Source organism: Gilvimarinus sp. DA14 (genome assembly GCF_024204685.1).
Taxonomy (GTDB): Bacteria; Pseudomonadota; Gammaproteobacteria; order Pseudomonadales; family Cellvibrionaceae; genus Gilvimarinus.
The window spans coordinates 3,015,340-3,035,489 of the sequence record NZ_CP100350.1; the positions used below are offsets into that span (position 1 = coordinate 3,015,340).

Annotated in this window: 16 protein-coding genes and 5 tRNA genes; all 21 read left to right on the forward strand. The window is 54.0% G+C overall.

What is annotated here, in order from left to right; translation table 11 throughout:
• Positions 1 to 67: 67 nt before the first annotated feature.
• The 21 genes from NHM04_RS13155 to rpoB all read left to right on the forward strand — a co-directional run bounded on the left by NHM04_RS13155 (position 68) and on the right by rpoB (position 20,124).
• Positions 68 to 829 carry a DUF1080 domain-containing protein gene (locus tag NHM04_RS13155; RefSeq protein ID WP_254264239.1) on the forward strand — a complete coding sequence of 254 codons (762 nt, stop codon included), beginning with the start codon at positions 68 to 70 and terminating at the stop codon, positions 827 to 829.
• 35 nt (positions 830 to 864) lie between these two features.
• The gene (locus NHM04_RS13160) at positions 865 to 4,149 is read left to right on the forward strand and encodes a family 16 glycoside hydrolase (protein WP_254264240.1); all 3,285 of its coding nucleotides are present in this window, start codon (positions 865 to 867) and stop codon (positions 4,147 to 4,149) included.
• A gap of 136 nt (positions 4,150 to 4,285) precedes the next feature.
• The gene (locus tag NHM04_RS13165; protein ID WP_254264241.1) at positions 4,286 to 5,776 is read left to right on the forward strand and encodes an MFS transporter; all 1,491 of its coding nucleotides are present in this window, start codon (positions 4,286 to 4,288) and stop codon (positions 5,774 to 5,776) included.
• Positions 5,777 to 5,789: 13 nt separating this feature from the next.
• Positions 5,790 to 6,809 (forward strand): glycoside hydrolase family 43 protein, encoded by a 1,020-nt coding sequence (locus NHM04_RS13170; protein WP_254264242.1) that lies wholly within the window; start codon positions 5,790 to 5,792, stop codon positions 6,807 to 6,809.
• Positions 6,810 to 6,932: 123 nt separating this feature from the next.
• Positions 6,933 to 8,063 carry an alanine racemase gene (gene alr, locus NHM04_RS13175; protein ID WP_254264243.1) on the forward strand — a complete coding sequence of 377 codons (1,131 nt, stop codon included), beginning with the start codon at positions 6,933 to 6,935 and terminating at the stop codon, positions 8,061 to 8,063.
• A complete protein-coding gene (gene birA / locus NHM04_RS13180) occupies positions 8,060 to 9,040 on the forward strand; it encodes a bifunctional biotin--[acetyl-CoA-carboxylase] ligase/biotin operon repressor BirA (RefSeq protein WP_254264244.1) in 981 nt (326 codons plus the stop codon). The genes alr and birA overlap by 4 nt, the downstream gene beginning before the upstream one ends.
• Positions 9,037 to 9,753, forward strand: coding sequence for a type III pantothenate kinase (locus NHM04_RS13185; RefSeq protein ID WP_254264245.1), 717 nt, complete (start codon positions 9,037 to 9,039; stop codon positions 9,751 to 9,753). Before birA ends, NHM04_RS13185 begins: the two co-directional genes overlap by 4 nt.
• 1 nt (position 9,754) lies before the next feature.
• Entirely contained in the window at positions 9,755 to 10,444 is a 690-nt protein-coding gene (locus tag NHM04_RS13190; protein WP_254264246.1) for an SPOR domain-containing protein, read from the forward strand.
• 48 nt (positions 10,445 to 10,492) lie between these two features.
• Positions 10,493 to 10,568 (forward strand) — tRNA-Thr (locus NHM04_RS13195).
• Between the two features lie 93 nt (positions 10,569 to 10,661).
• Positions 10,662 to 10,745, forward strand: a tRNA-Tyr gene (locus NHM04_RS13200).
• A 105-nt stretch (positions 10,746 to 10,850) separates the two neighbouring features.
• A tRNA-Gly gene (locus NHM04_RS13205) sits at positions 10,851 to 10,924 on the forward strand.
• 17 nt (positions 10,925 to 10,941) lie between these two features.
• Positions 10,942 to 11,017 (forward strand) — tRNA-Thr (locus NHM04_RS13210).
• A gap of 92 nt (positions 11,018 to 11,109) precedes the next feature.
• Positions 11,110 to 12,333, forward strand: a complete 1,224-nt coding sequence (gene tuf / locus NHM04_RS13215) for an elongation factor Tu (RefSeq protein ID WP_254264247.1) — start codon at positions 11,110 to 11,112, stop codon at positions 12,331 to 12,333.
• Between the two features lie 47 nt (positions 12,334 to 12,380).
• A tRNA-Trp gene (locus NHM04_RS13220) sits at positions 12,381 to 12,456 on the forward strand.
• Positions 12,457 to 12,485: 29 nt separating this feature from the next.
• The gene (secE, locus tag NHM04_RS13225; protein ID WP_254264248.1) at positions 12,486 to 12,854 is read left to right on the forward strand and encodes a preprotein translocase subunit SecE; all 369 of its coding nucleotides are present in this window, start codon (positions 12,486 to 12,488) and stop codon (positions 12,852 to 12,854) included.
• Between the two features lie 6 nt (positions 12,855 to 12,860).
• Positions 12,861 to 13,394, forward strand: a complete 534-nt coding sequence (gene nusG, locus NHM04_RS13230) for a transcription termination/antitermination protein NusG (RefSeq protein WP_254264249.1) — start codon at positions 12,861 to 12,863, stop codon at positions 13,392 to 13,394.
• A gap of 161 nt (positions 13,395 to 13,555) precedes the next feature.
• Entirely contained in the window at positions 13,556 to 13,987 is a 432-nt protein-coding gene (gene rplK, locus NHM04_RS13235) for a 50S ribosomal protein L11 (protein WP_254264250.1), read from the forward strand.
• A gap of 3 nt (positions 13,988 to 13,990) precedes the next feature.
• Positions 13,991 to 14,686 carry a 50S ribosomal protein L1 gene (gene rplA, locus NHM04_RS13240; protein WP_020211077.1) on the forward strand — a complete coding sequence of 232 codons (696 nt, stop codon included), beginning with the start codon at positions 13,991 to 13,993 and terminating at the stop codon, positions 14,684 to 14,686.
• Between the two features lie 214 nt (positions 14,687 to 14,900).
• Complete coding sequence (gene rplJ, locus NHM04_RS13245; protein WP_020211076.1) at positions 14,901 to 15,395, forward strand: 50S ribosomal protein L10; 495 nt, start codon at positions 14,901 to 14,903, stop codon at positions 15,393 to 15,395.
• Between the two features lie 63 nt (positions 15,396 to 15,458).
• Positions 15,459 to 15,833, forward strand: coding sequence for a 50S ribosomal protein L7/L12 (rplL, locus tag NHM04_RS13250; RefSeq protein ID WP_020211075.1), 375 nt, complete (start codon positions 15,459 to 15,461; stop codon positions 15,831 to 15,833).
• A gap of 205 nt (positions 15,834 to 16,038) precedes the next feature.
• Positions 16,039 to 20,124 (forward strand): DNA-directed RNA polymerase subunit beta, encoded by a 4,086-nt coding sequence (rpoB, locus tag NHM04_RS13255; RefSeq protein ID WP_254264251.1) that lies wholly within the window; start codon positions 16,039 to 16,041, stop codon positions 20,122 to 20,124.
• Positions 20,125 to 20,150: the final 26 nt, after the last annotated feature.

Genomic DNA, 20,150 nt, shown 5'->3' on the forward strand with positions numbered 1-20,150 from the left:
ATATGTAAAAATATTCAAGTCCGGTCATTGGCCGGGTTTCAGTCGATACTAATAAGCGAGATGCCCCATGAAGAGAACACTTATTGTCGCCGCAACTCTGGCTGCTACCGCCACTTTAGCCATGCCGTTATCCGCCGCAGAAAAAGAGCCCTGGCAGCAGGCGCAGGAAACCGAAGTGTGGGAGCCGGTACCCGCCAAGGTCAGCATCGACGACGACGGGGTGCCCTCGGACGCTTTAGTGCTGTTCGATGGCACTGACTTGTCTGCCTGGGAGTCCGCGAATGATGGCTCCGCTGCGCCGTGGAAAATAGAAGGCGATGTGATGGTGGCGGCCCCCAAATCGGGCGATATTCGCACTAAACAAGAGTTTTGCGACATACAACTGCACATTGAGTGGCAGCCGCCGGCCGAAAAAGACATGGAGGGCCCCGAGGGGCAGGGGCGCGGCAACAGCGGGGTGTTCTTTCAGGAGCGCTATGAAGTGCAAGTGCTCGACTCCTTTGGCGGTGAAACCTATCCCAATGGCCAGGCCGCGTCGGTGTACAAGCAGCATATCCCTCTGGTAAACGCCACCAAGCCACTGAATGAGTGGAATGTTTACGACATCATTTATAAGGCACCGCGCTTTAGCGATGCCGGTGAGCTGACCTCTCCGGCTTACATTACCGTGTTACACAATGGCGTGCTGGTGCAAAACCATGTTGAGGTGCAGGGCCCAACTGCCTGGATCGGTCATCCACCTTACGAGGCTCATGGGTGTGCGCCTTTGCGGCTGCAGGATCATGGCAACCCATCTAAGTTTCGCAATATCTGGATTCGCGAACTATAAGCACTGTTTGCCGAAGAATTTTATTTGAGAGCCCAATGATGAAATCTAATAAAAAACTGCTCGGCGCCCTGTTGGCACTGAGCGTAAGCCCCGCTTTTGCGGCGAGTAATGCAACCGCTGATTTTTTTTCGTACTTGCAAAATGCCGATGCCCTAGAGCGCTCCCGCATTGAATTCCACAACGGCAAGTTGTCCGATGCGGGCGAGGGCTCGCAGCTGCTGCTGGGCGCAGGGGAGGCGGTAGAGTCCAATGTTCATCTCGGCGACAGCGTGCTTACGCTGGAGTTTTTGGCCGCTGCTGAAACCAACGCCGGGGTGTATTTGCAGGGGCGTTACGAAGTGTCTCTGGCCGGTGGCGATGAGGTAAAAGCTGGCGGCATACGCGGCCGTGGCAGTGACATCAGCGCCACCGCGCCCTTGAAAGACGCGCTTACAGAGGCCGGTGAGTGGCAGACGCTGGAGGTTAAATTTCGCGCCCCGCGCTACGACGAGGCGTCTAACAAGGTGGCCAATGCCATGATTCTGGAGGCCCGCTTAAACGGCGAGCTGGTACAGAAAAATACTGTGCTGCCAGGGTTTAGCGCCGACCCTATCAAACCCTGGGAAACCACCAGTGGTCCGGCGCTGTTGCGGGTGCGCTCAGGGCAATTGGGCGTGCGCTCATTTAATGTTCACCCGGCGGATTTTGACAAGGTCAGCGTGCCCGATTCCAGCGGCGGCGATACCAATGAGGCTGAGCTGGTGGACTTTGTTGCCGTGGGCAAAAAAGCTTTTCAGGACTTGGGCTGTAAAGAGTGTCACGCAGTCTCGGCCAGTGATACCAGTATGAAAACTGGCCCCAATCTATTTGGCTTGTTTAAGCGCACCCCGCGCGATCGCGAAATTATCGAAACCGCCGAGAATCATCACTTTACCGTGAAGGCTGACTTCAGCTATTTGGAGCGTAGTGTGCGCAGCCCGGCAGCGGAGCTTGCGATTCACGAAGGTGGCGATAAAAAAGGTGAGGCGTATATGCCGATTATGCCTCCCTATATGAAGCAAACTCTGCCCGACAAGCAGCTGGATGCCATTGGTTACTACCTGCAAACTCTGAACACGCCCTGGGAGCAAGGCCCGGTGGTTAAGTTGGTTGAGTCATCCGGGCCGGAAAAATACGACCCGCTGCAGGACGATTTACAGTTTTTGGTGACCGATAGCGTTCGCCTGCAGCGCGGACCGATGGAAGGGCTGTCCGCGCGCAGTATTCACGTGGGCCAGCCCAATGCGGTGAACTACAGCTTTGACCCCCGAATTCTGGGAATCGCCAAAGTTTGGCAGGGCGGCTTTTTGGATATGACGGGTGAGCTCACCAATCGCGGTGGCGACGGTATTAAAACCGGTTTTGAAACCCGCGAAATTGATCTGGGCGCTGGCGGTGTTTTATTTGCGCCGTTGAACCAAAAAGGCCAGCTGATTGATTTCTCATTTAAAGAATCCGTCTTCCGGAATACGGAGGCGATCGAGCGGGCGCTATGGAGTGACAAAGATCAAGACGAACTGATCGCCGCGCAGGACGCCCAGTTTTTGGGTTACCAGCGGACCTCGCAAGACAAAACCGCGGCGCCCACATTCCGCTACCGGGTGGGGCAAAACACACTGGCGGTGACAACCGAAATTGCCGATTCGGGGCAGACGGTGATTTCGGTGGAGGGCGATCGTGCGCAGGAGCAGCGTTTTGCGGTCGGGGTTGACACCCTAACCAGCGCGACCGTGTCCGCTGGGAGTTTGGTCGATGGTGTCTGGACTCTGCCTAAAGGAACTTCTAAGGCGCAGCTAACTGCCAAGATCGCTTTGGCGGGTAACGCCTGGCAACCCAAGCCCACAGACTTCGATTATCGCAAACAGCCATTGAAAACCGTAGAGGCAGTAGCTGATTTGCCTGCAGGCTACAGCATTGAAAACTATCTGCCGCCGCAGGATAACTACGGCCGCGATCAGCTGTTCGAGGCCTTGGGCCTGGCGCTGGCTAAAGATGGCACCATTGTGGTGGCAACTCGCACCGCGGGCATCTGGCGGATTAAAGACGGCCAGTGGCAGCTGTTTGCTGAAGGCTTGTTCGACAGCCTCGGGGTTCAGATCGAAGATGATCACGGCCTGCAGGTTGTGGTGGGGCAAAAGGCCGAGCTGACCCGTATTACCGATACCGACGGCGACGGCTTAGGGGATAAATTCGATACCCTGTTTGATGCCCACGGCTATCACGGCAACTACCACACTTATATGCATGGTCCCGCTCGTGCGGATGACGGCGCCTACCATGTCAGCTTAAACCTCGCCCATGCCAATGAGGCTGTATATAAGGCCGACGGTGAGTATATGGGCTCGCAGGGCGGTTACAGTGGCTGGAATATTCGCGTGACCCCCGAGGGGGAGTACAGCTTGTACGCCAGTGGTCTGCGCAGCCCGGCGGGACTTGCTACTGGGCCAGATGGCAAGCTCTGGTACACCGAGAATCAGGGCGAGTTTGTCGGTACCTCTAAGCTGTTTGTGCTGGAGCAGGACAAGTTCTATGGCCACCCCAGTGGTTTGGTAGATTTGCCCGGCAAAAAACCGGATTCGCCGGATATTCAATGGGAGAAAGTGGCCGATACTCGCGAGCGCGCGGTACTGCTTTTCCCCCACAATATTGTCGCCAATGCCCCGGGCAACCCTGTGTGGGATACCACCGACGGCAAGTTTGGTCCCTTTGCCGGACAAATGCTGGTGGGCGATCAAACCCAGTCGAATCTGTTGCGAGTGGTAACGGAGAAGGTTGGCGGCCGCCTGCAAGGCGCGGTCATTCCATTTATGTCCGGGCTCGAGTCGGGCGTGATGCGCGGTGTATTTTTGCCCGACAACAGCTTGCTGGTGGGGCAGACCGGGCGCGGCTGGCAGGCCAAGGGTGGCCATGTAGCAGCGCTGCAGCGCATTACCTATGATGGTAAAACGGTTGCCCCGGCAATTAAGTCGGTAAGCGCTACAGCGGACGGTTTTAAGGTTGGTTTAACTCAGCCGGTACAAGACAAGGCCGTGGCCGCGTCTGTGCTGGTGCGCTCGTGGCTGTATCGCGATGCTCCGGATTACGGCTCGCCGGAAATGGACAGTCGAGACGAATCCGCCGAGGTGTCTGTGGCTGATGACGGTAAAACTCTGTCCATTAAGCTCGCCACTACCGAGCAGCCTAAGGTGCATCCGCAGCAGACGGCGAGGGTGTATCAAATTACGCTGGCAGAGGGACTGTTTGGCGAGCAGTCGCCACCGCTCAGTGCCTTTTACTCTCTATGGCTGTTTGCCGAGGAGTAAACAATCCAAAATGCCGGGGTTAGCCCGGCATTTTTTTAGCAAAATTTTGCATTGTGGTCGCCATAGCTATATCATATAGTCAATGTGACTAATTAGGCCGTACACCCCACAACAATAATCAAGCGAAGATAACACTATGAATGCACGCGTCGAAAAACTCTCGGTGGTCGAGAAGGTCGGATACAGCCTGGGCGATCTGGCGGCCAATCTGATTTTCCAAACCTTGGTTACCTTTATTGCCTTCTTTTATACCGATGTATACGGCTTGCCCCCGGCGCAGGCGTCTATGGTTACCGGTGTGTGCGGTATTCTCGGTGGGGTTATCTTCGCGCCGGTGGTGGGGGTGTTGGCCGATCGCACCAACACCCGCTGGGGTAAGTTTCGCCCCTGGGTGCTGTTTACCTCTATTCCCTTTGGTATTGGTGCGCTCTTATCGTTTACTACGCCGGATTTAGATCCGTCCGGCAAGCTGATTTACGCGTTTGTGACCTATCTGGCGCTGATGATGCTTTACTCCGCCAACAATCTGCCTTACTCGGCCCTGAGCGGGGTAATCACCGGCAATATGGGGGAGCGGGTTAGCCTGTCGTCCTACCGCTTTGTGGCGGTGATGGTGGCGCAGTTTATCATTCAGGTGTTGCTGTTGCCGTTGGTGCTGATTTTAGGCGACGGTGATAAGGCCGAAGGTTTTAAGCAGGTGATGACGATCTTCGCGTTTGTCGGCGCGGTCTTCTTTATTGTCACCTTCTTAACCACTAAAGAGCGTGTGGTGCCCAAGGTCGAGCAAAAGTCCAGCGTTAAAGACGACCTGGGCGATCTGTTTAAAAATCTGCCCTGGGTCATCATGCTGTTGGCGACCATCTCTGTGTTTATGATGTTGTCGCTGAAAGGTGGCTCGCTGATTTACTACTTTGAGAATTACCTGAGTGAAGTCCACTTGGCGCGTTTTTTGGAGGAGACTGGCTTTAACGGTTTTATTGCCGGATTGAACTCGGTGCTACAGGGCGCGGGCTTAACCAAGTTCCGCTGGCCTGAGGACGCCGCTACCTCGGCCTTTAGCTTGTTTAATGGCCTTGGCATTATTTTTATGATTATCGGTATTGGCTTTTCCAAGCCGTTAACCACCCGTTTTGGTAAGCGTGATGTGTTCGGTTGGGCGCTGGCCGTATCCATGCTGTTTGTGTTGGTGCTGTATTTCTTTAAGCCCGAGTCCATTGGCAGTGTGTTTATCGCGCAAATTCTGCATGGCTTTTCCTACGGTATTACTATTCCATTGTTGTGGGCCATGATTGCCGATGTGGCTGATTATTCTGAGTGGAAAAATCACCGCCGCGCTACCGGGATTATTTTCTCGGCAATGATTTTGGGGTTAAAGCTCGGCTTGACTCTGGGCGGGTCTCTGGTGGCGGCGCTTCTAGCCATTTATGGCTATGAGGCGGGCGCGCCGGTGCAATCCGCCGATACAGTGCAGGGCATTATCCTTGCGGTGAGTGTGTATTCCTCGCTGCCAGGATTTATCGCCGCGGCACTGCTGTTCTTTTATAAAATCGATAAGTCCGTGGAGCAGCAAATTGAAAGCGACCTCGCGCAGCGTCGCAATGAAACCACTGAAAGTGCAACTATCTAATTGAGAGCTGAACATGGCCGACGAACAATACGCGGATATCGACTACAACGAGCTGAATAAAAAAGCGCTGTCGCAACCGCTGGTAACACACATGTACACGGCTGATCCGTCAGCCCATGTATTTGATGGCAAGATCTATATTTATCCTTCGCACGATGTCGAAGGGGGCGTGGCCTTTAACGACAATGGCGATCACTTTTGCATGGAGGACTACCACGTTTTCTCTATGGAGTCGCCCGAGTCTGAAGTGGTCGATCACGGAGTCGCTCTGCATGTGGATGATGTGCCCTGGGCGGCGCGGCAAATGTGGGCGCCGGATGCGACGCGCAAAAATGGCAAGTACTATTTGTATTTTCCCGCCAAGCGCGCCGACGATATTTTTCAAATAGGGGTGGCTGTAGGCGACTCCCCAACCGGGCCTTTTACGCCCGAGCCCGAGCCCATTGAGGGTAGTTATTCCATTGATCCGGCGGTGTTCGCGGATGATGATGGTGATTACTACTTATACGTCGGCGGCATTTGGGGTGGGCAGCTGCAAAAATACCGCAATAATGAATACAGCGAGGCGAATGAAGAGCCTGCAGATCATGATCCTGCGTTGGGCCCCATTGTGGCAAAGTTAAGCGACGATATGAAAAGCTTCGCTGAGACGCCGCGCGAGATCAAAATTCTCGATGAGAACGGAGAGCCGCTAAAGGCTGGCGACCACGAGCGCCGTTACTTTGAAGGGCCCTGGGTCCACAAGTATCAAGGCAAATACTATTTGTCCTATTCCACTGGCAATACCCATTACTTGTGTTACGCCATTGGAGATAACCCCTACGGGCCTTTTACGTATCAGGGCAAAATTCTTAACCCGGTAGTGGGTTGGACTACGCACCACTCTATTTGTCAGTATCAGGACAGGTGGTTTTTGTTTTACCACGACTCGTCACTGTCGAAGGGTGTTACCCATTTGCGCAGCATGAAGATGGCTGAACTGAAGTATGACGAACACGGCCGGATTATTCCCTTGGAGCCTTACCCCGGCTAACATCATTCTATTGCCTTCAAAGTTCTGAAGGTATTCTCTTTTTCTGGGCCGTATTACTTCCCAGGCTGGATTTTGCGGCATAGTTTTGTAACTATGCCGCTTTTACTTTTCCCGCCGAGGCCTATGAACACATCAACAGGCGTGCTCACTGTAAATCTAGATGCGCTGCTGGCCAACTGGCAGATCCTGCGTGCGCGTGCACCGAATTCAATTGTCGCTGCGGTAGTTAAAGCCGATGCCTATGGCCTGGATGCGAGGCAAGTGGTGCGGGCGTTGTCTCGCCAGGGGTGCCGGGATTTCTTTTTTGCTACTGTCAGCGAAGCTTTAGAGGTTGCCGATGTTTTATCCCCTGGCTGCCGCCGCTATATTTTAGGCGGTTTTGCGGTGGGCGAAGAGCGCGACCTACTGGAGCATAAGTTAATACCAGTGTTGTCCTCGCAGGCCGAAGTGCGGCGCTGGCAACAACTGCTAGCGGTGACGGGTCGCAGGGCGGAATGTGCTCTTAAGTTCGATTCGGGTATGACCCGTATGGGGTTGGCGGTGGATGAATTGTTGGCTCTTGGTGGCGACGCATCGCTGTGCCAGCAGATGGGGCTGAGGCTCATAATGAGCCATCTGGCCTGCGCCGATGAGTCCAGTCATCCGCAAAATAGTGAGCAGTTGACTTGCTTTAATCGGGTATCCGATCAGCTGCGCCCGCATTTGCCCGATGTTGCCTTTAGTTTGGCTAATTCCAGTGGCATATTTTTAGGGCCAGATTACCAGGCCGACTTGGTGCGTCCGGGGGCGGCGCTCTACGGGGTGAACCCGGATATGTGTGGCGCCAACCCCATGCGGTCGGTAGTCCGTTTAAGCGTGCCCGTGCGCCAACTGCGTCAGTTGCAGCAGTCCTCGCGAATTGGCTATGGCGCCGAGGTGCAGCTGCCTGCGGGCAGGGTGCTTGCAGTGGCGGCAGGTGGCTATGCTGATGGTTTGCATCGTGTGCTGGGGAATGAAGGCGTCGGGCGGATGGCCGGCGTGGAGGTGCCCGTAGTGGGAAGAGTTTCTATGGACTCTACTATTTTTGATGTGACCTCAGTGCCCAATATTCAAGCCATGGTGCGTGGCGAGGTGGAGGTTCCCGATATACAAGTGCTGGATGAGCATTTGGATGTAAGCCGAGTGGCGGCGCGCAATCAATCGTTAGGTTACGAGGTGCTGACCAGCTTGCGTGCCGGCCGTTACCGCCGTGTGTATTGCGGTGGTGAGCAATGAGTGACGCGGTATTAATGCAGTTGCTGCAGGTGTTGGCGGACGGCCGCTACCACTCTGGAGAAGAGTTGGGCGAGCGTTTGTCTATGTCGCGCACAGCGGTCTGGAAACAGCTAAAGAAGCTGCCGGAGCTGGGCGTGCAGTTGCAGTCGGGACGCGGCCAGGGGTATTGCCTGCCTGGTGGTTTAGAGCTGTTTGAGCGCGCGCGAATTATCCAAGAGGCGGCGCCCTGGTGTGGCGATTTACTGTTGGAGTTGGTGGTGGATTCTACCAATGCCAGGCTTATGGCTCGCCCTTCTGCGCTGGGTTCGGGGGCGGTTTGTATTGCCGAGCAGCAGACTGCCGGAAGGGGGCGACGCGGTCGTACCTGGATTAGCCCTTTCGGGCAAAACCTTTATCTGTCGATGCTCTGGCAGTTTGAGGGTGGTGCCTCGGCGCTGGAAGGTTTGAGTTTGGCGGTGGGGGTCTGCGTTGCTGAGGTGTTAGAAAGCTTTGGCTTGGCAGATGTCCAGCTAAAGTGGCCCAATGATGTGCTCGCAAATGATCGCAAGCTGGCTGGGGTGTTGCTGGAGATGACAGGCGATCCCTCCGGTACTTGCCAGGTGGTAGTGGGGGTCGGTGTCAACTGGCGCATGCCCGAGGAGGCTGCGCAAAGCATCGATCAGCCCTGGGTGGATATTGCCCGCTTGGCAGAGGAGCAGGGTGCTCAGCCTGTGTCCCGCAACGCCCTGGCGGGGCGCTTGATTGCCTCGCTGTCATCTATGTTGGAGGATTTTGTTGCGGGCGGATTTTCCGGCTGGCGGCAGCGCTGGCTGCACCGGGCCGCTTTTATCGGTCAGTTGGTAGAGCTCAGTACCGCCAACCGCCGTTGTGCTGGAATGCTTTTGGGGGTGGATGATGCAGGGGCCTTGTTGCTGGATGTGGATGGTGAGCCACAACGGTTTTATGGCGGCGAGGTTTCTTTGAGGTCGGCCTCGTGAATCTGTTGATCGATATGGGAAACACCCGGCTTAAGTGGCAGTTGCGGCAGGGCGGTCGCATTCTGGAGACGGGGCTGCAAGAGTATGATTCCGACTCCACTTGGTTAATGGGGTTTGCTGCACCGCCTGAACGGGTGTGGGTGTCTTGTGTGGCGTCTGATCGGCGGCGCCAGTGGCTGGCGGAGGAATTGGCTGCCTGTGGCATGCCCCGGCCCGATTTTGCCGCAGTTAGGCCGAGCGCCCATGGGGTGGTGTGTGGTTATAAAGATTACCGTGCGCTGGGGGTAGATCGATGGCTGGCTTTGTTGGGCGCGCGGGCGCGCGGGCCGGGTGCTTGGGTGGTGGTCGACAGTGGCACCGCTTTGACGGTCGATTTACTTCGCGAAGATGGGGCGCATCTGGGGGGCTATATCGGCCCCGGCGTAGCCTTAATGCGTAAGTCGCTTGCTATGGAGTCACAGGTGCTGGCCACGGCCTTGGCCGCTCAGCCCTATGAACCTGCAGATTGCCCCGGTATTGATACGCGCAGCGCCATCGATAATGCTATTTTGCCTATGGGTAGAGGGCTGGTAGATCGAGCGCTGGGGCAGCTCGCGGGTGCGCGATTGCTATTAACCGGCGGGGATGCTGGTGTGTGGAAGCGGGTGTATCCGTCGGCGCAGCAGGTGGATGATGTGATTTTCGATGGCTTAGAGTGCTGCTTTAGAGGGTGATATGAGGCTGATATTTTTTGCATTACTGGGATTGAATGTGGCCGCGCTTGTCTTGCAGCTGACGGTTTGGCAGCCCGAGGCGCCGGCCGGCGCGGTGGCGTCCAGTCGCGCAGGTGGCAAGTCTTTGGTGTTGTTGTCCGAGAAGGGTGGTGGGATGAGCGAGCCTCAAGTGACTCCTCGGCAGGAGCAGTTCGTTCTTTCTGTCGATGGTCAGCAGCTTTGTGACTTGGTGGGGCCTTTTGCGCGGCTTTTGGATGCGGAGTATATGCAAGAGGCGCTCGCGTCTATGGAGGTTGCCGCCCAGGTGCGCGAGCTCGAGGTGCCCGAAGGTGTTGGCTACTGGGTGCATTTGCCGCCCGAGCCCAGTAAAAAAGAAGCGCTACAAAAACTGCGTGAAGTTCAAGCCAAGCAGATAGACAGCTATCTGATTCCTCGGGGGGAGCTCGCCAATGGTATCTCCTTTGGGATGTTTACTCGCCGAGAGCTGGCCGATGCCCGAGTAGAAGATATGAAGACCTTGGGGTACGAGGTTTCGGTGCGCGAGGTGGAGCGCACGCGCAAAGAGAATTGGGTCTTGTTGGCGCCGGGCGCAGCGGCCAAATTAGATGCCGCCGCCTGGGTGGAGTTGCTGGGGCGTGAAAATGGGGTAGAGAAACAACAAAAATACTGTTCAGGTGTTGCTTCCGGGTAAAAGTTTCACTAGAATCCCGCCTCCACGTTGAGACGTGGTCTAGAGAGTGCTGGCGTAGCTCAGTTGGTAGAGCAGCTGACTTGTAATCAGCCGGTCGGGGGTTCGACTCCTCTCGCCAGCTCCAATCTCTCTAAAAAGTTGTTGTAAGCAGGTGAATTTCTTAGAAAAACCGGTTGACAGCAGCTGGTCTGGGCCGGACAATACGCGGCTCAATTTGGCAGGGGTTCCCGAGTGGCCAAAGGGATCAGACTGTAAATCTGACGCGAAAGCTTCGGAGGTTCGAATCCTCCCCCCTGCACCATTTTATAGTCGCTTAGGCGGCGGCGGTGAAAAACGCCAACAGCTGGGAAGTGTCAGCAACGGTTGAGCTTCATGCAGCACCTGGTTTAGGTGGGCATATGTTTTAGCGGGCATAGTTCAATGGTAGAACCTCAGCCTTCCAAGCTGATGATGCGGGTTCGATTCCCGCTGCCCGCTCCAAATGCTGAAGATTTTAGGCTCTTGTAGCTCAGTTGGTAGAGCACACCCTTGGTAAGGGTGAGGTCGGCAGTTCAAATCTGCTCAAGAGCTCCATATCCCGGCTGCGAAAGACTGTCTTTCGCAGCTGTTTTTTATGTGTAAGTTAATGGCTTGTTTTTGACGGCTAGTTTGAGGAGGCGCTCGCAATGGCGAAGGAAAAGTTCGAACGTAATAAGCCCCACGTCAATGTGGGCACCATCGGTCACGTTGACCACGGTAAAACCACTCTGACAGCGGCCCTGACCCGTGTATGTGCGGAAGTATGGGGTGGTGCTGCAGTTGCTTTTGACGGTATTGATAACGCTCCGGAAGAGCGTGAGCGCGGTATTACCATCGCGACTTCTCACGTTGAGTACGACTCACCGAGCCGTCACTACGCGCACGTTGACTGCCCAGGGCACGCCGACTACGTGAAAAACATGATCACCGGTGCTGCTCAGATGGACGGTGCTATCCTGGTGTGTGGCGCGACCGACGGTCCAATGCCGCAAACCCGTGAGCACATCCTGCTGTCGCGTCAGGTTGGTGTACCTTTCATCGTAGTATTCCTGAACAAGGCTGACCTGCTGGCCGAAGATTGCGGCGGCGTAGGCACCGAAGAATACGAAGAGATGCTGGAGCTGGTTGAGATGGAGCTGCGTGAGCTGCTGTCTGACTACGACTTCCCAGGTGACGACACTCCGATCATTGCCGGTTCTGCCCTGATGGCCCTGAACGGCGAAGACGACAACGAGCTGGGTACCACCGCTGTTAAGAAGCTGGTTGAGACCCTGGACGAGTACATTCCTGAGCCAGAGCGTGCCATTGATCAGCCGTTCCTGATGCCAGTGGAAGACGTGTTCTCTATCTCTGGTCGCGGTACCGTAGTAACCGGTCGTGTAGAGCGCGGTATCATCACCGTTGGTGAAGAAATCGAAATCGTGGGCATCAAAGACACCACCAAGACCACTTGTACCGGTGTTGAAATGTTCCGCAAAATGCTGGACGAAGGCCGTGCGGGTGAGAACGTTGGTGTTCTGCTGCGTGGTACCAAGCGCGACGAAATCGAGCGTGGTCAAGTACTGGCCAAGCCTGGTTCGGTAACTCCGCACGCTAAGTTCGAAGCGGAAGTTTACGTACTGTCAAAAGACGAAGGTGGTCGCCACACTCCGTTCTTTAAAGGCTACCGTCCACAGTTCTACTTCCGTACCACTGACGTAACTGGCGCGTGTGAGTTGCCAGAAGGCGTAGAAATGGTAATGCCGGGCGATAACGTTAAGATGGACGTTACCCTGATTAACCCGGTAGCGATGGAAGAAGGTCTGCGCTTCGCAATTCGCGAAGGTGGCCGTACTGTTGGCGCCGGCGTGGTTGCCAAAATCAACGACTAATTAATAGTTGTTGAGAGTGGGGCAGCGCTGCTGCCCCTTTCGATTTTAGGCCAGTAGTTCAATTGGTAGAGCACCGGTCTCCAAAACCGGCTGTTGGGGGTTCGAGTCCCTCCTGGCCTGCCATTTTTTTGCTTGTGTAGGTTGTCTTATAAATGAGTACAAAAGCCGAGCCCAAAGAGTATCGTCTGGATGCCGTTAAATGGCTTCTGGTAGTGGCGGTTGTTGCTGTTGGAGTTGTGGGCAACTCTATGTACTCTGCTCAGCCTTTACTTTACCGGGTGCTGGCGCTGGTAGCGCTGGGTTTGGTGGGTTTGGCGATTGCTTCGCAAACCGCTAAAGGTAGTGCGCTGATTCAATTGTTGCGCGAGTCCATTGTTGAAGTGCGCAAAGTTGTTTGGCCAACCAAGCAAGAGACTAATCAGACCACTATGTTGGTGGTGGCCGTGGTTATTGTAATGGCATTGATTCTCTGGGGGCTTGACACGATTTTCGGTTTTGTCGCCTCCAAGATAATAGGATAAGCATTCATGGCGAAGCGTTGGTACGTGGTACACGCGTATTCTGGTTACGAAAAGAAAGTGGCCAGTTCCCTGCGCGAGCGAATTGAGCTGCACCAGATGGAAGATCAATTTGGTGAAGTGCTTGTTCCCACCGAAGAAGTGGTGGAAATGCGCGGCGGTCAAAAGCGTAAAAGTGAGCGTAAGTTCTTTCCTGGCTACGTGCTGGTGCAAATGGAGCTGAATGACGACACTTGGCACTTGGTAAAAGATACCCCTAGAGTAATGGGGTTTATCGGCGGCAAGGCGGATAAGCCTGCGCCTATTACCGATAAAGAAGCCGAAGCGATTTTGCAGCGTGTGGATGACTCCATTGAGAAGCCCAAGCCCAAAACAATGTTTGAGCCTGGCGAAATGGTGCGCGTTATTGATGGTCCCTTCAACGACTTTAACGGTGTTGTTGAAGAGGTTAACTACGAAAAGAATCGCCTGCGTGTAGCGGTGCTGATTTTCGGCCGCTCTACCCCGGTAGAGTTGGAATTTGGTCAGGTAGAAAAGACCTGATAGTCCCGACAAGGGGATGAATTTTTTGCCTTCCTTTGCCTTAGTGCAGAGGGAGGTTTTTGCGTCCTCGGGTGGTTACTAAAGCCCGAATTTAACAGGGGAGCCTGTGAAGACAAGTTTGACTTGTCGGAGGCGTTATTACCCATAACTGGAGTAGCGATATGGCTAAGAAAGTACAAGCCTACATCAAACTGCAAGTTGGTGCAGGCAAGGCAAATCCAAGTCCTCCGGTTGGTCCCGCGCTGGGTCAACACGGTGTGAACATCATGGAGTTCTGTAAAGCGTTTAACGCCCAGACTCAAAACCTGGAGCCAGGTGCTCCTGTGCCGGTTGTAATCAGTGTTTACAACGACCGTAGCTTCACTTTCACCATGAAGACGCCGCCGGCCTCTTACTTGTTGAAAAAAGCCGCTGGCATCAAGTCTGGTTCTAGTAACCCGAACACTAAGAAAGTGGGCAAGGTAACTCGTGCGCAGTTGGAAGAAATTGCCACCGCGAAAGAACCTGATCTGACCGCAGCTGATATGGATGCTGCCGTACGTACTATTGCCGGTTCAGCCCGTGCAATGGGTCTTGATGTGGAGGGCGTGTAAGAGATGGCTAAATTATCTAAGCGTCAGCGCGCTATCGCTGAAAAAGTAGATCGCGCCAAGCAGTACTCTGTAGAAGATGCGGTTGCTCTGTTGAAAGAGATCTCCAGCGTTAAGTTCGCTGAAACTGTTGATGTGTCAATCAACCTGGGTATCGATCCGCGTAAATCAGATCAGTCTGTGCGTGGTGCCACTACTCTGCCTAACGGTAATGGTAAAGATGTTCGCGTTGCTGTGTTTACACAGGGCGCTAACGCTGATGCCGCTAAAGAAGCCGGTGCCGACCTGATCGGTATGGACGATCTGGCCGCCGAAGTTAAAGCTGGCAAGATGGACTTCGACGTGGTTATCGCTTCGCCCGACGCCATGCGCGTTGTGGGTCAGCTGGGTCAGGTTCTGGGCCCCCGCGGTCTGATGCCAAACCCGAAAACTGGCACAGTTACCCCGGACGTAGCCACTGCGGTTAAAAATGCTAAAGCCGGTCAGGTGCGTTACCGCGCCGATAAAGGCGGCATTATTCACGGCGGTATTGGCAAGTTGTCATTTGACGCGAAAGCTATTCAAGAAAACCTGGAAGCTCTGCTGGCTGACCTGAAAAAGTCTAAGCCTGCAACTGCCAAGGGTGTTTACCTGAAGAAGATCGCTATCAGCACGACCATGGGTCCCGGTCTGGTAATCGATCAGTCTTCCCTGGCTGTATAAGCCAAAGAACTTTGGGGTCTGCGCCTGGCGCGGGCCGTCAAAGACCGTAGGCGATCTTAAGCCCCGCTGTAAGATCTTAATAAATCAGCCTACGCAGACGGTGACCCTCTTCGGCTTGGCCGAATGAATTCACCGAATCATTGCCGGATAGAACGTTTTGTCCGGTTGTTAGACAAACGACAGGCTGAGGTCTGTCAAACCCAGGAGAAATCCCGTGGCATTAGGACTTGAAGGTAAAAAAGCGATTGTCGCTGAAGTCCAGGAAGCTGCGAAGGGCGCTCTGTCTGCTGTGGTAGCCGATTCACGCGGCGTTACCGTAGACAAAATGACTGCCCTGCGTAAAGAAGCCAGAGAGAACGGCGTTTGGTTGAAAGTTGTTCGCAATACTCTGGCTCGTCGCGCTGTTCAAGGTACCGATTACGAATGCTTGGTTGAGAGCTTCGTCGGTCCTACCCTGATTGCCTTCTCTACCGACCACCCAGGTGCCGGTGCGCGTATTTTGAAAGAGTACGCCAAAGAGAATGAAAATCTGGAGCTGAAAGCCGCCGTCTTTGAAGGTGAAATTGTAGACGTTGCCATGCTGGCATCTCTGCCTACCTACGACGAAGCGCTGGCCAAGCTGATGAGCGTGATGAAAGAAGCAGCTGCTGGAAAACTGGTTCGCACTATTGCAGCCATTCGCGACAGCAAAGAACAGGAAGCTGCCTAATTTTAGGTCGGTTTTTCTTAACGTTTACCAGAGCATTTGCTCTGCACAGATGGGAATTTAGACATGTCTGTATCTAAAGAAGATATCATCGAAGCGATTGCTGAGATGTCAGTAAAAGATGTTGTAGAACTGGTTTCTGCAATGGAAGAAAAATTCGGCGTATCTGCAGCGGCTGCTGTTGTTGCTGGTGGTGCTGGTGGCGACGCTGGCGGTGCTGCTGAAGAGCAAACCGAATTTGACGTAATCATCACCAGCGCTGGTGACAAGAAAGTGAACGCGATTAAAGCTGTTCGCGAAATCACTGGTCTGGGCCTGAAAGAAGCTAAAGCGATCGTTGAAGAAGCACCTAAAGCTGTTAAAGAAGGTGTTTCTAAAGAAGACGCTGAAGCTGCTAAGGCTAAGCTGGAAGAAGCCGGCGCTTCTGCTGAGCTGAAGTAATCGCTTTTGCTCGCAAGTCTGACGATTCGTTAGACGCTGGGCTGGTGGGTTTTACCCGCCAGCCTTTTTCCGTTTTCGGTCGATTGATATGACCGGGCAGTTCGACTGCCAGACTGCGCGCTACCGCTCGCAGTAGGGAGAGTTTAGACAACGCCACTCGCGTTTGGGCGCAGCGCCCTATCCGTGAACAAGCTGGGGAATACAGATGGCTTACTCATACACTGAGAAAAAACGTATCCGCAAGGACTTTGGCAAATTGCCACACGTCATGGATGTGCCTTATCTATTGGCGATTCAGCTGGATTCTTACAGAAAATTTACCCAGGCCGATGCGTCTGGAGAAGAGCGTTTTGATGTTGGCCTGCATGCCGCCTTCCGCTCTGTATTCCCAATTGCCAGCTATTCTGGCAATGCAGCGCTTGAGTATGTCAGCTATGTGCTTGGCAAACCAGCGTTTGACGTGAACGAATGTATTCTGCGCGGGGTGACTTATTCAGCACCGCTGCGTGTAAAAGTTCGGCTGATTATCTACGATAAAGATTCAGCGAACAAAGCAATCAAAGATATTAAAGAACAAGAAGTCTACATGGGCGAAATTCCGCTCATGACCGACAATGGTACCTTCGTCATTAACGGTACCGAGCGTGTTATCGTGTCTCAGTTGCACCGCTCACCGGGTGTGTTCTTCGACCATGATAAAGGTAAGACGCACTCCTCCGGTAAGCTGCTCTACAGCGCTCGTATTATTCCTTACCGCGGCAGTTGGTTGGACTTTGAGTTCGATCCTAAAGACTTGGTTTACGTACGTATTGACCGCCGTCGTAAGTTGCCAGCATCTATCTTGTTGCGTGCGCTGGGCTTCAGCTCGCAAGAAATGCTGGAAATGTTCTTTGAAACCAGTACTTTCACCCTGGGTGATGACGGCCAGTTTACCTTTGAGGTTGTGCCGTCGCGTCTGCGTGGTGATGTTGCCACCTTTGATATCAAAGACAAGAAAGGCAAGGTTCTGGTCGAAGAGGGGCGTCGCATTACCGCTCGCCACATTCGTCAGCTGGAAAAAGCGGGTGTGGAAGAAATGGCCGTGCCCGCCGATTACCTGTTGGGTCGTGCGCTGGCAAAAGACGTGATCGACGAGAACACCGGTGAAGTACTGCTGGAGTGCAACAGCGAAATTACCGTTGACGCGCTGGAAATTCTGATGAAGGCCGGCGTGCAGACTGTCGAGACTCTGTACACCAATGAACTGGATTGCGGTCCGTTTATCTCCGATACCCTGCGTATCGATCCGACTCGCACCCAACTGGAAGCGCTGGTAGAAATTTACCGTATGATGCGTCCAGGCGAGCCGCCGACCAAAGAATCTGCCGAAGCACTGTTTAATAACCTGTTCTTCACCCAAGAGCGCTATGACCTTTCTGCGGTTGGCCGCATGAAGTTCAACCGTCGTCTGGGGCGTGAAGAAGAGTTCGGCGAAGGCACTCTGTCTAACGACGATATCGTCGACGTGTTGAAAACCCTGATCGATATTCGCAACGGTAAAGGCGTTGTGGATGACATCGACCACTTGGGTAACCGTCGTATCCGTTCTGTGGGTGAAATGGCCGAAAACCAATTCCGTGTTGGTTTGGTTCGCGTTGAGCGCGCTGTTAAAGAGCGTTTGTCTATGGCCGAAAGCGAAGGCCTGATGCCGCAGGATTTGATCAACGCCAAACCTGTCGCCGCTGCCATTAAAGAGTTCTTTGGCTCTTCGCAGTTGTCGCAGTTTATGGACCAGAACAACCCGCTGTCGGAAGTTACCCATAAGCGTCGTGTATCGGCCTTGGGCCCCGGCGGTTTGACCCGTGAGCGCGCTGGCTTTGAGGTGCGCGACGTACACCCGACGCACTACGGTCGTGTCTGCCCAATTGAGACCCCTGAAGGTCCGAACATTGGTCTGATTAACTCGCTGGCGACTTACTCGCGCACCAATAGCTACGGCTTTTTGGAAACCCCTTACCGTCGCGTTAAAGACGGACAGGTCACCGACGAGATTGAATTCCTGTCGGCCATTAACGAAGCCGAGTATGTAATCGCCCAGGCATCTGCCAAGCTGGACGATAGCGGCAAGCTGGTTGAAGACCTGGTGTCAGTACGTCACTACGGTGACTTCACCCTGAAAAGCCCGGCCGAAGTTCAGTTTATGGACGTATCGCCTCGCCAGGTGGTATCGGTAGCCGCATCCTTGATTCCGTTCCTGGAGCACGATGATGCTAACCGCGCCTTGATGGGTTCAAACATGCAGCGTCAGGCCGTGCCGACTCTGAAGGCCGAGAAGCCTTTGGTGGGTACTGGTATGGAGCGCAATGTAGCCTCCGACTCAGGTGTGTGTGTAGTGGCAAAACGTGGCGGTGTGATTGATCGCGTCGATGCTGGCCGCATTGTGGTTAAAGTTCGGGATGAAGAAGTTGAGTCGGGTGATGCAGGTGTAGATATCTACAACCTGATTAAGTACACCCGCTCTAACCAGAACACTTGTATTAACCAGCGCTCCATTGTGAACGTGGGCGATACCATTCAGCGCGGCGACATTCTTGCTGATGGCCCCTCGGTGGACATGGGCGAGCTGGCTCTGGGGCAAAACATGCGCATCGCGTTTATGCCTTGGAACGGTTACAACTTTGAGGACTCCATCCTGGTGTCCGAGCGTGTGGTGCAAGAAGATCGCTTTACCACCATTCACATTCAGGAGCTGACTTGTATCGCGCGCGATACCAAGCTTGGCAGTGAAGAGATCACTTCGGATATTCCGAACGTTGGTGAAAACGCTCTGAACAAACTGGACGAGTCCGGCATTGTTTATATCGGTGCCGAAGTCGGCGGTGGCGACATTCTGGTGGGTAAAGTCACGCCCAAAGGCGAGACCCAGCTGACTCCAGAAGAAAAACTGCTGCGCGCTATTTTCGGTGAGAAAGCGTCTGACGTTAAAGATACCTCTTTGCGCGTACCATCGAGCACCAAAGGTACGGTTATTGATGTGCAGGTGTTTACCCGTGACGGTCTGGAAAAAGATCAGCGCTCACAGGATATTGAAAAAGCTCAGTTGGACGAAGTTCGCAAAGACCTCAATGAAGAGTACCGCATTATGGAAGCGGCGACTCTAGAGCGTCTGCGCGCTGTCATCGGTGGCCAAAAAGTTGCTGCCGGTAAAGGCGTGAAAAAAGGCGAAGTTCTGACTGACGAAGTACTCGATGGTCTGGAAACCGAGCAGTGGTTCAAACTGCGCGTTGACAGCGATGAACTTAACGAGCAAATCGATCGCGCCGAAGAGCGTCTGGCCGAGTGTCGCAAGAACCTGGATGAGCGTTTTGAGGATAAGAAGCGCAAGCTGTCCACTGGCGATGATCTGGCGCCTGGTGTGCTGAAAATCGTTAAGGTTTACCTCGCGATCAAGCGTCGTATTCAGCCCGGTGACAAAATGGCCGGTCGTCACGGTAACAAAGGTGTTATCTCGGTGATTATGCCGATTGAAGATATGCCTTACGACGCCAAAGGTGAGCCCGTTGATATCGTGCTAAACCCTCTGGGTGTGCCCTCGCGGATGAACGTGGGTCAGATTCTGGAAACTCACTTGGGTATGGCGGCCAAGGGTCTCGGCGTGAAAATCGACGAGATGGTGCGTCAGCAGAAAGCCGTAAATGAAGTACGCGGCTTTTTGGAAGAGATTTACAACGAAACCGGCGATGTCTATGCCAAAGAAGATTTGGCTAACTTCTCTGACGAAGAGGTGATGGACCTTGCCAACAACTTGCGCGGCGGTGTGCCTATGGCCACTCCGGTATTTGATGGTGCTAAAGAGCACGAAATCAAAGCCTTGCTGCGTCTCGCTGATCTGCCCGATTCCGGTCAGATGCAGTTGTACGACGGCCGTACCGGCGATTCATTCCAGCGTCCGGTAACCGTCGGCTATATGTACATGCTGAAACTGAACCACTTGGTGGACGACAAGATGCACGCCCGTTCTACCGGTTCCTACAGCCTGGTTACCCAGCAGCCGCTGGGTGGTAAGGCGCAGTTCGGTGGTCAGCGCTTTGGTGAGATGGAGGTATGGGCACTGGAAGCATATGGTGCTGCTTACACCTTGCAGGAAATGTTGACCGTGAAGTCGGACGACGTAACCGGCCGAACCAAAATGTACAAAAACATTGTCGATGGCGATCACCGTATGGAGCCGGGTATGCCCGAATCCTTTAACGTACTGGTTAAAGAGATCCGAGCCCTCGGTATCAATATGGAGCTGGAAGAGGACGAGTAATCGTCCGTCCATTACTAAATCGGTTA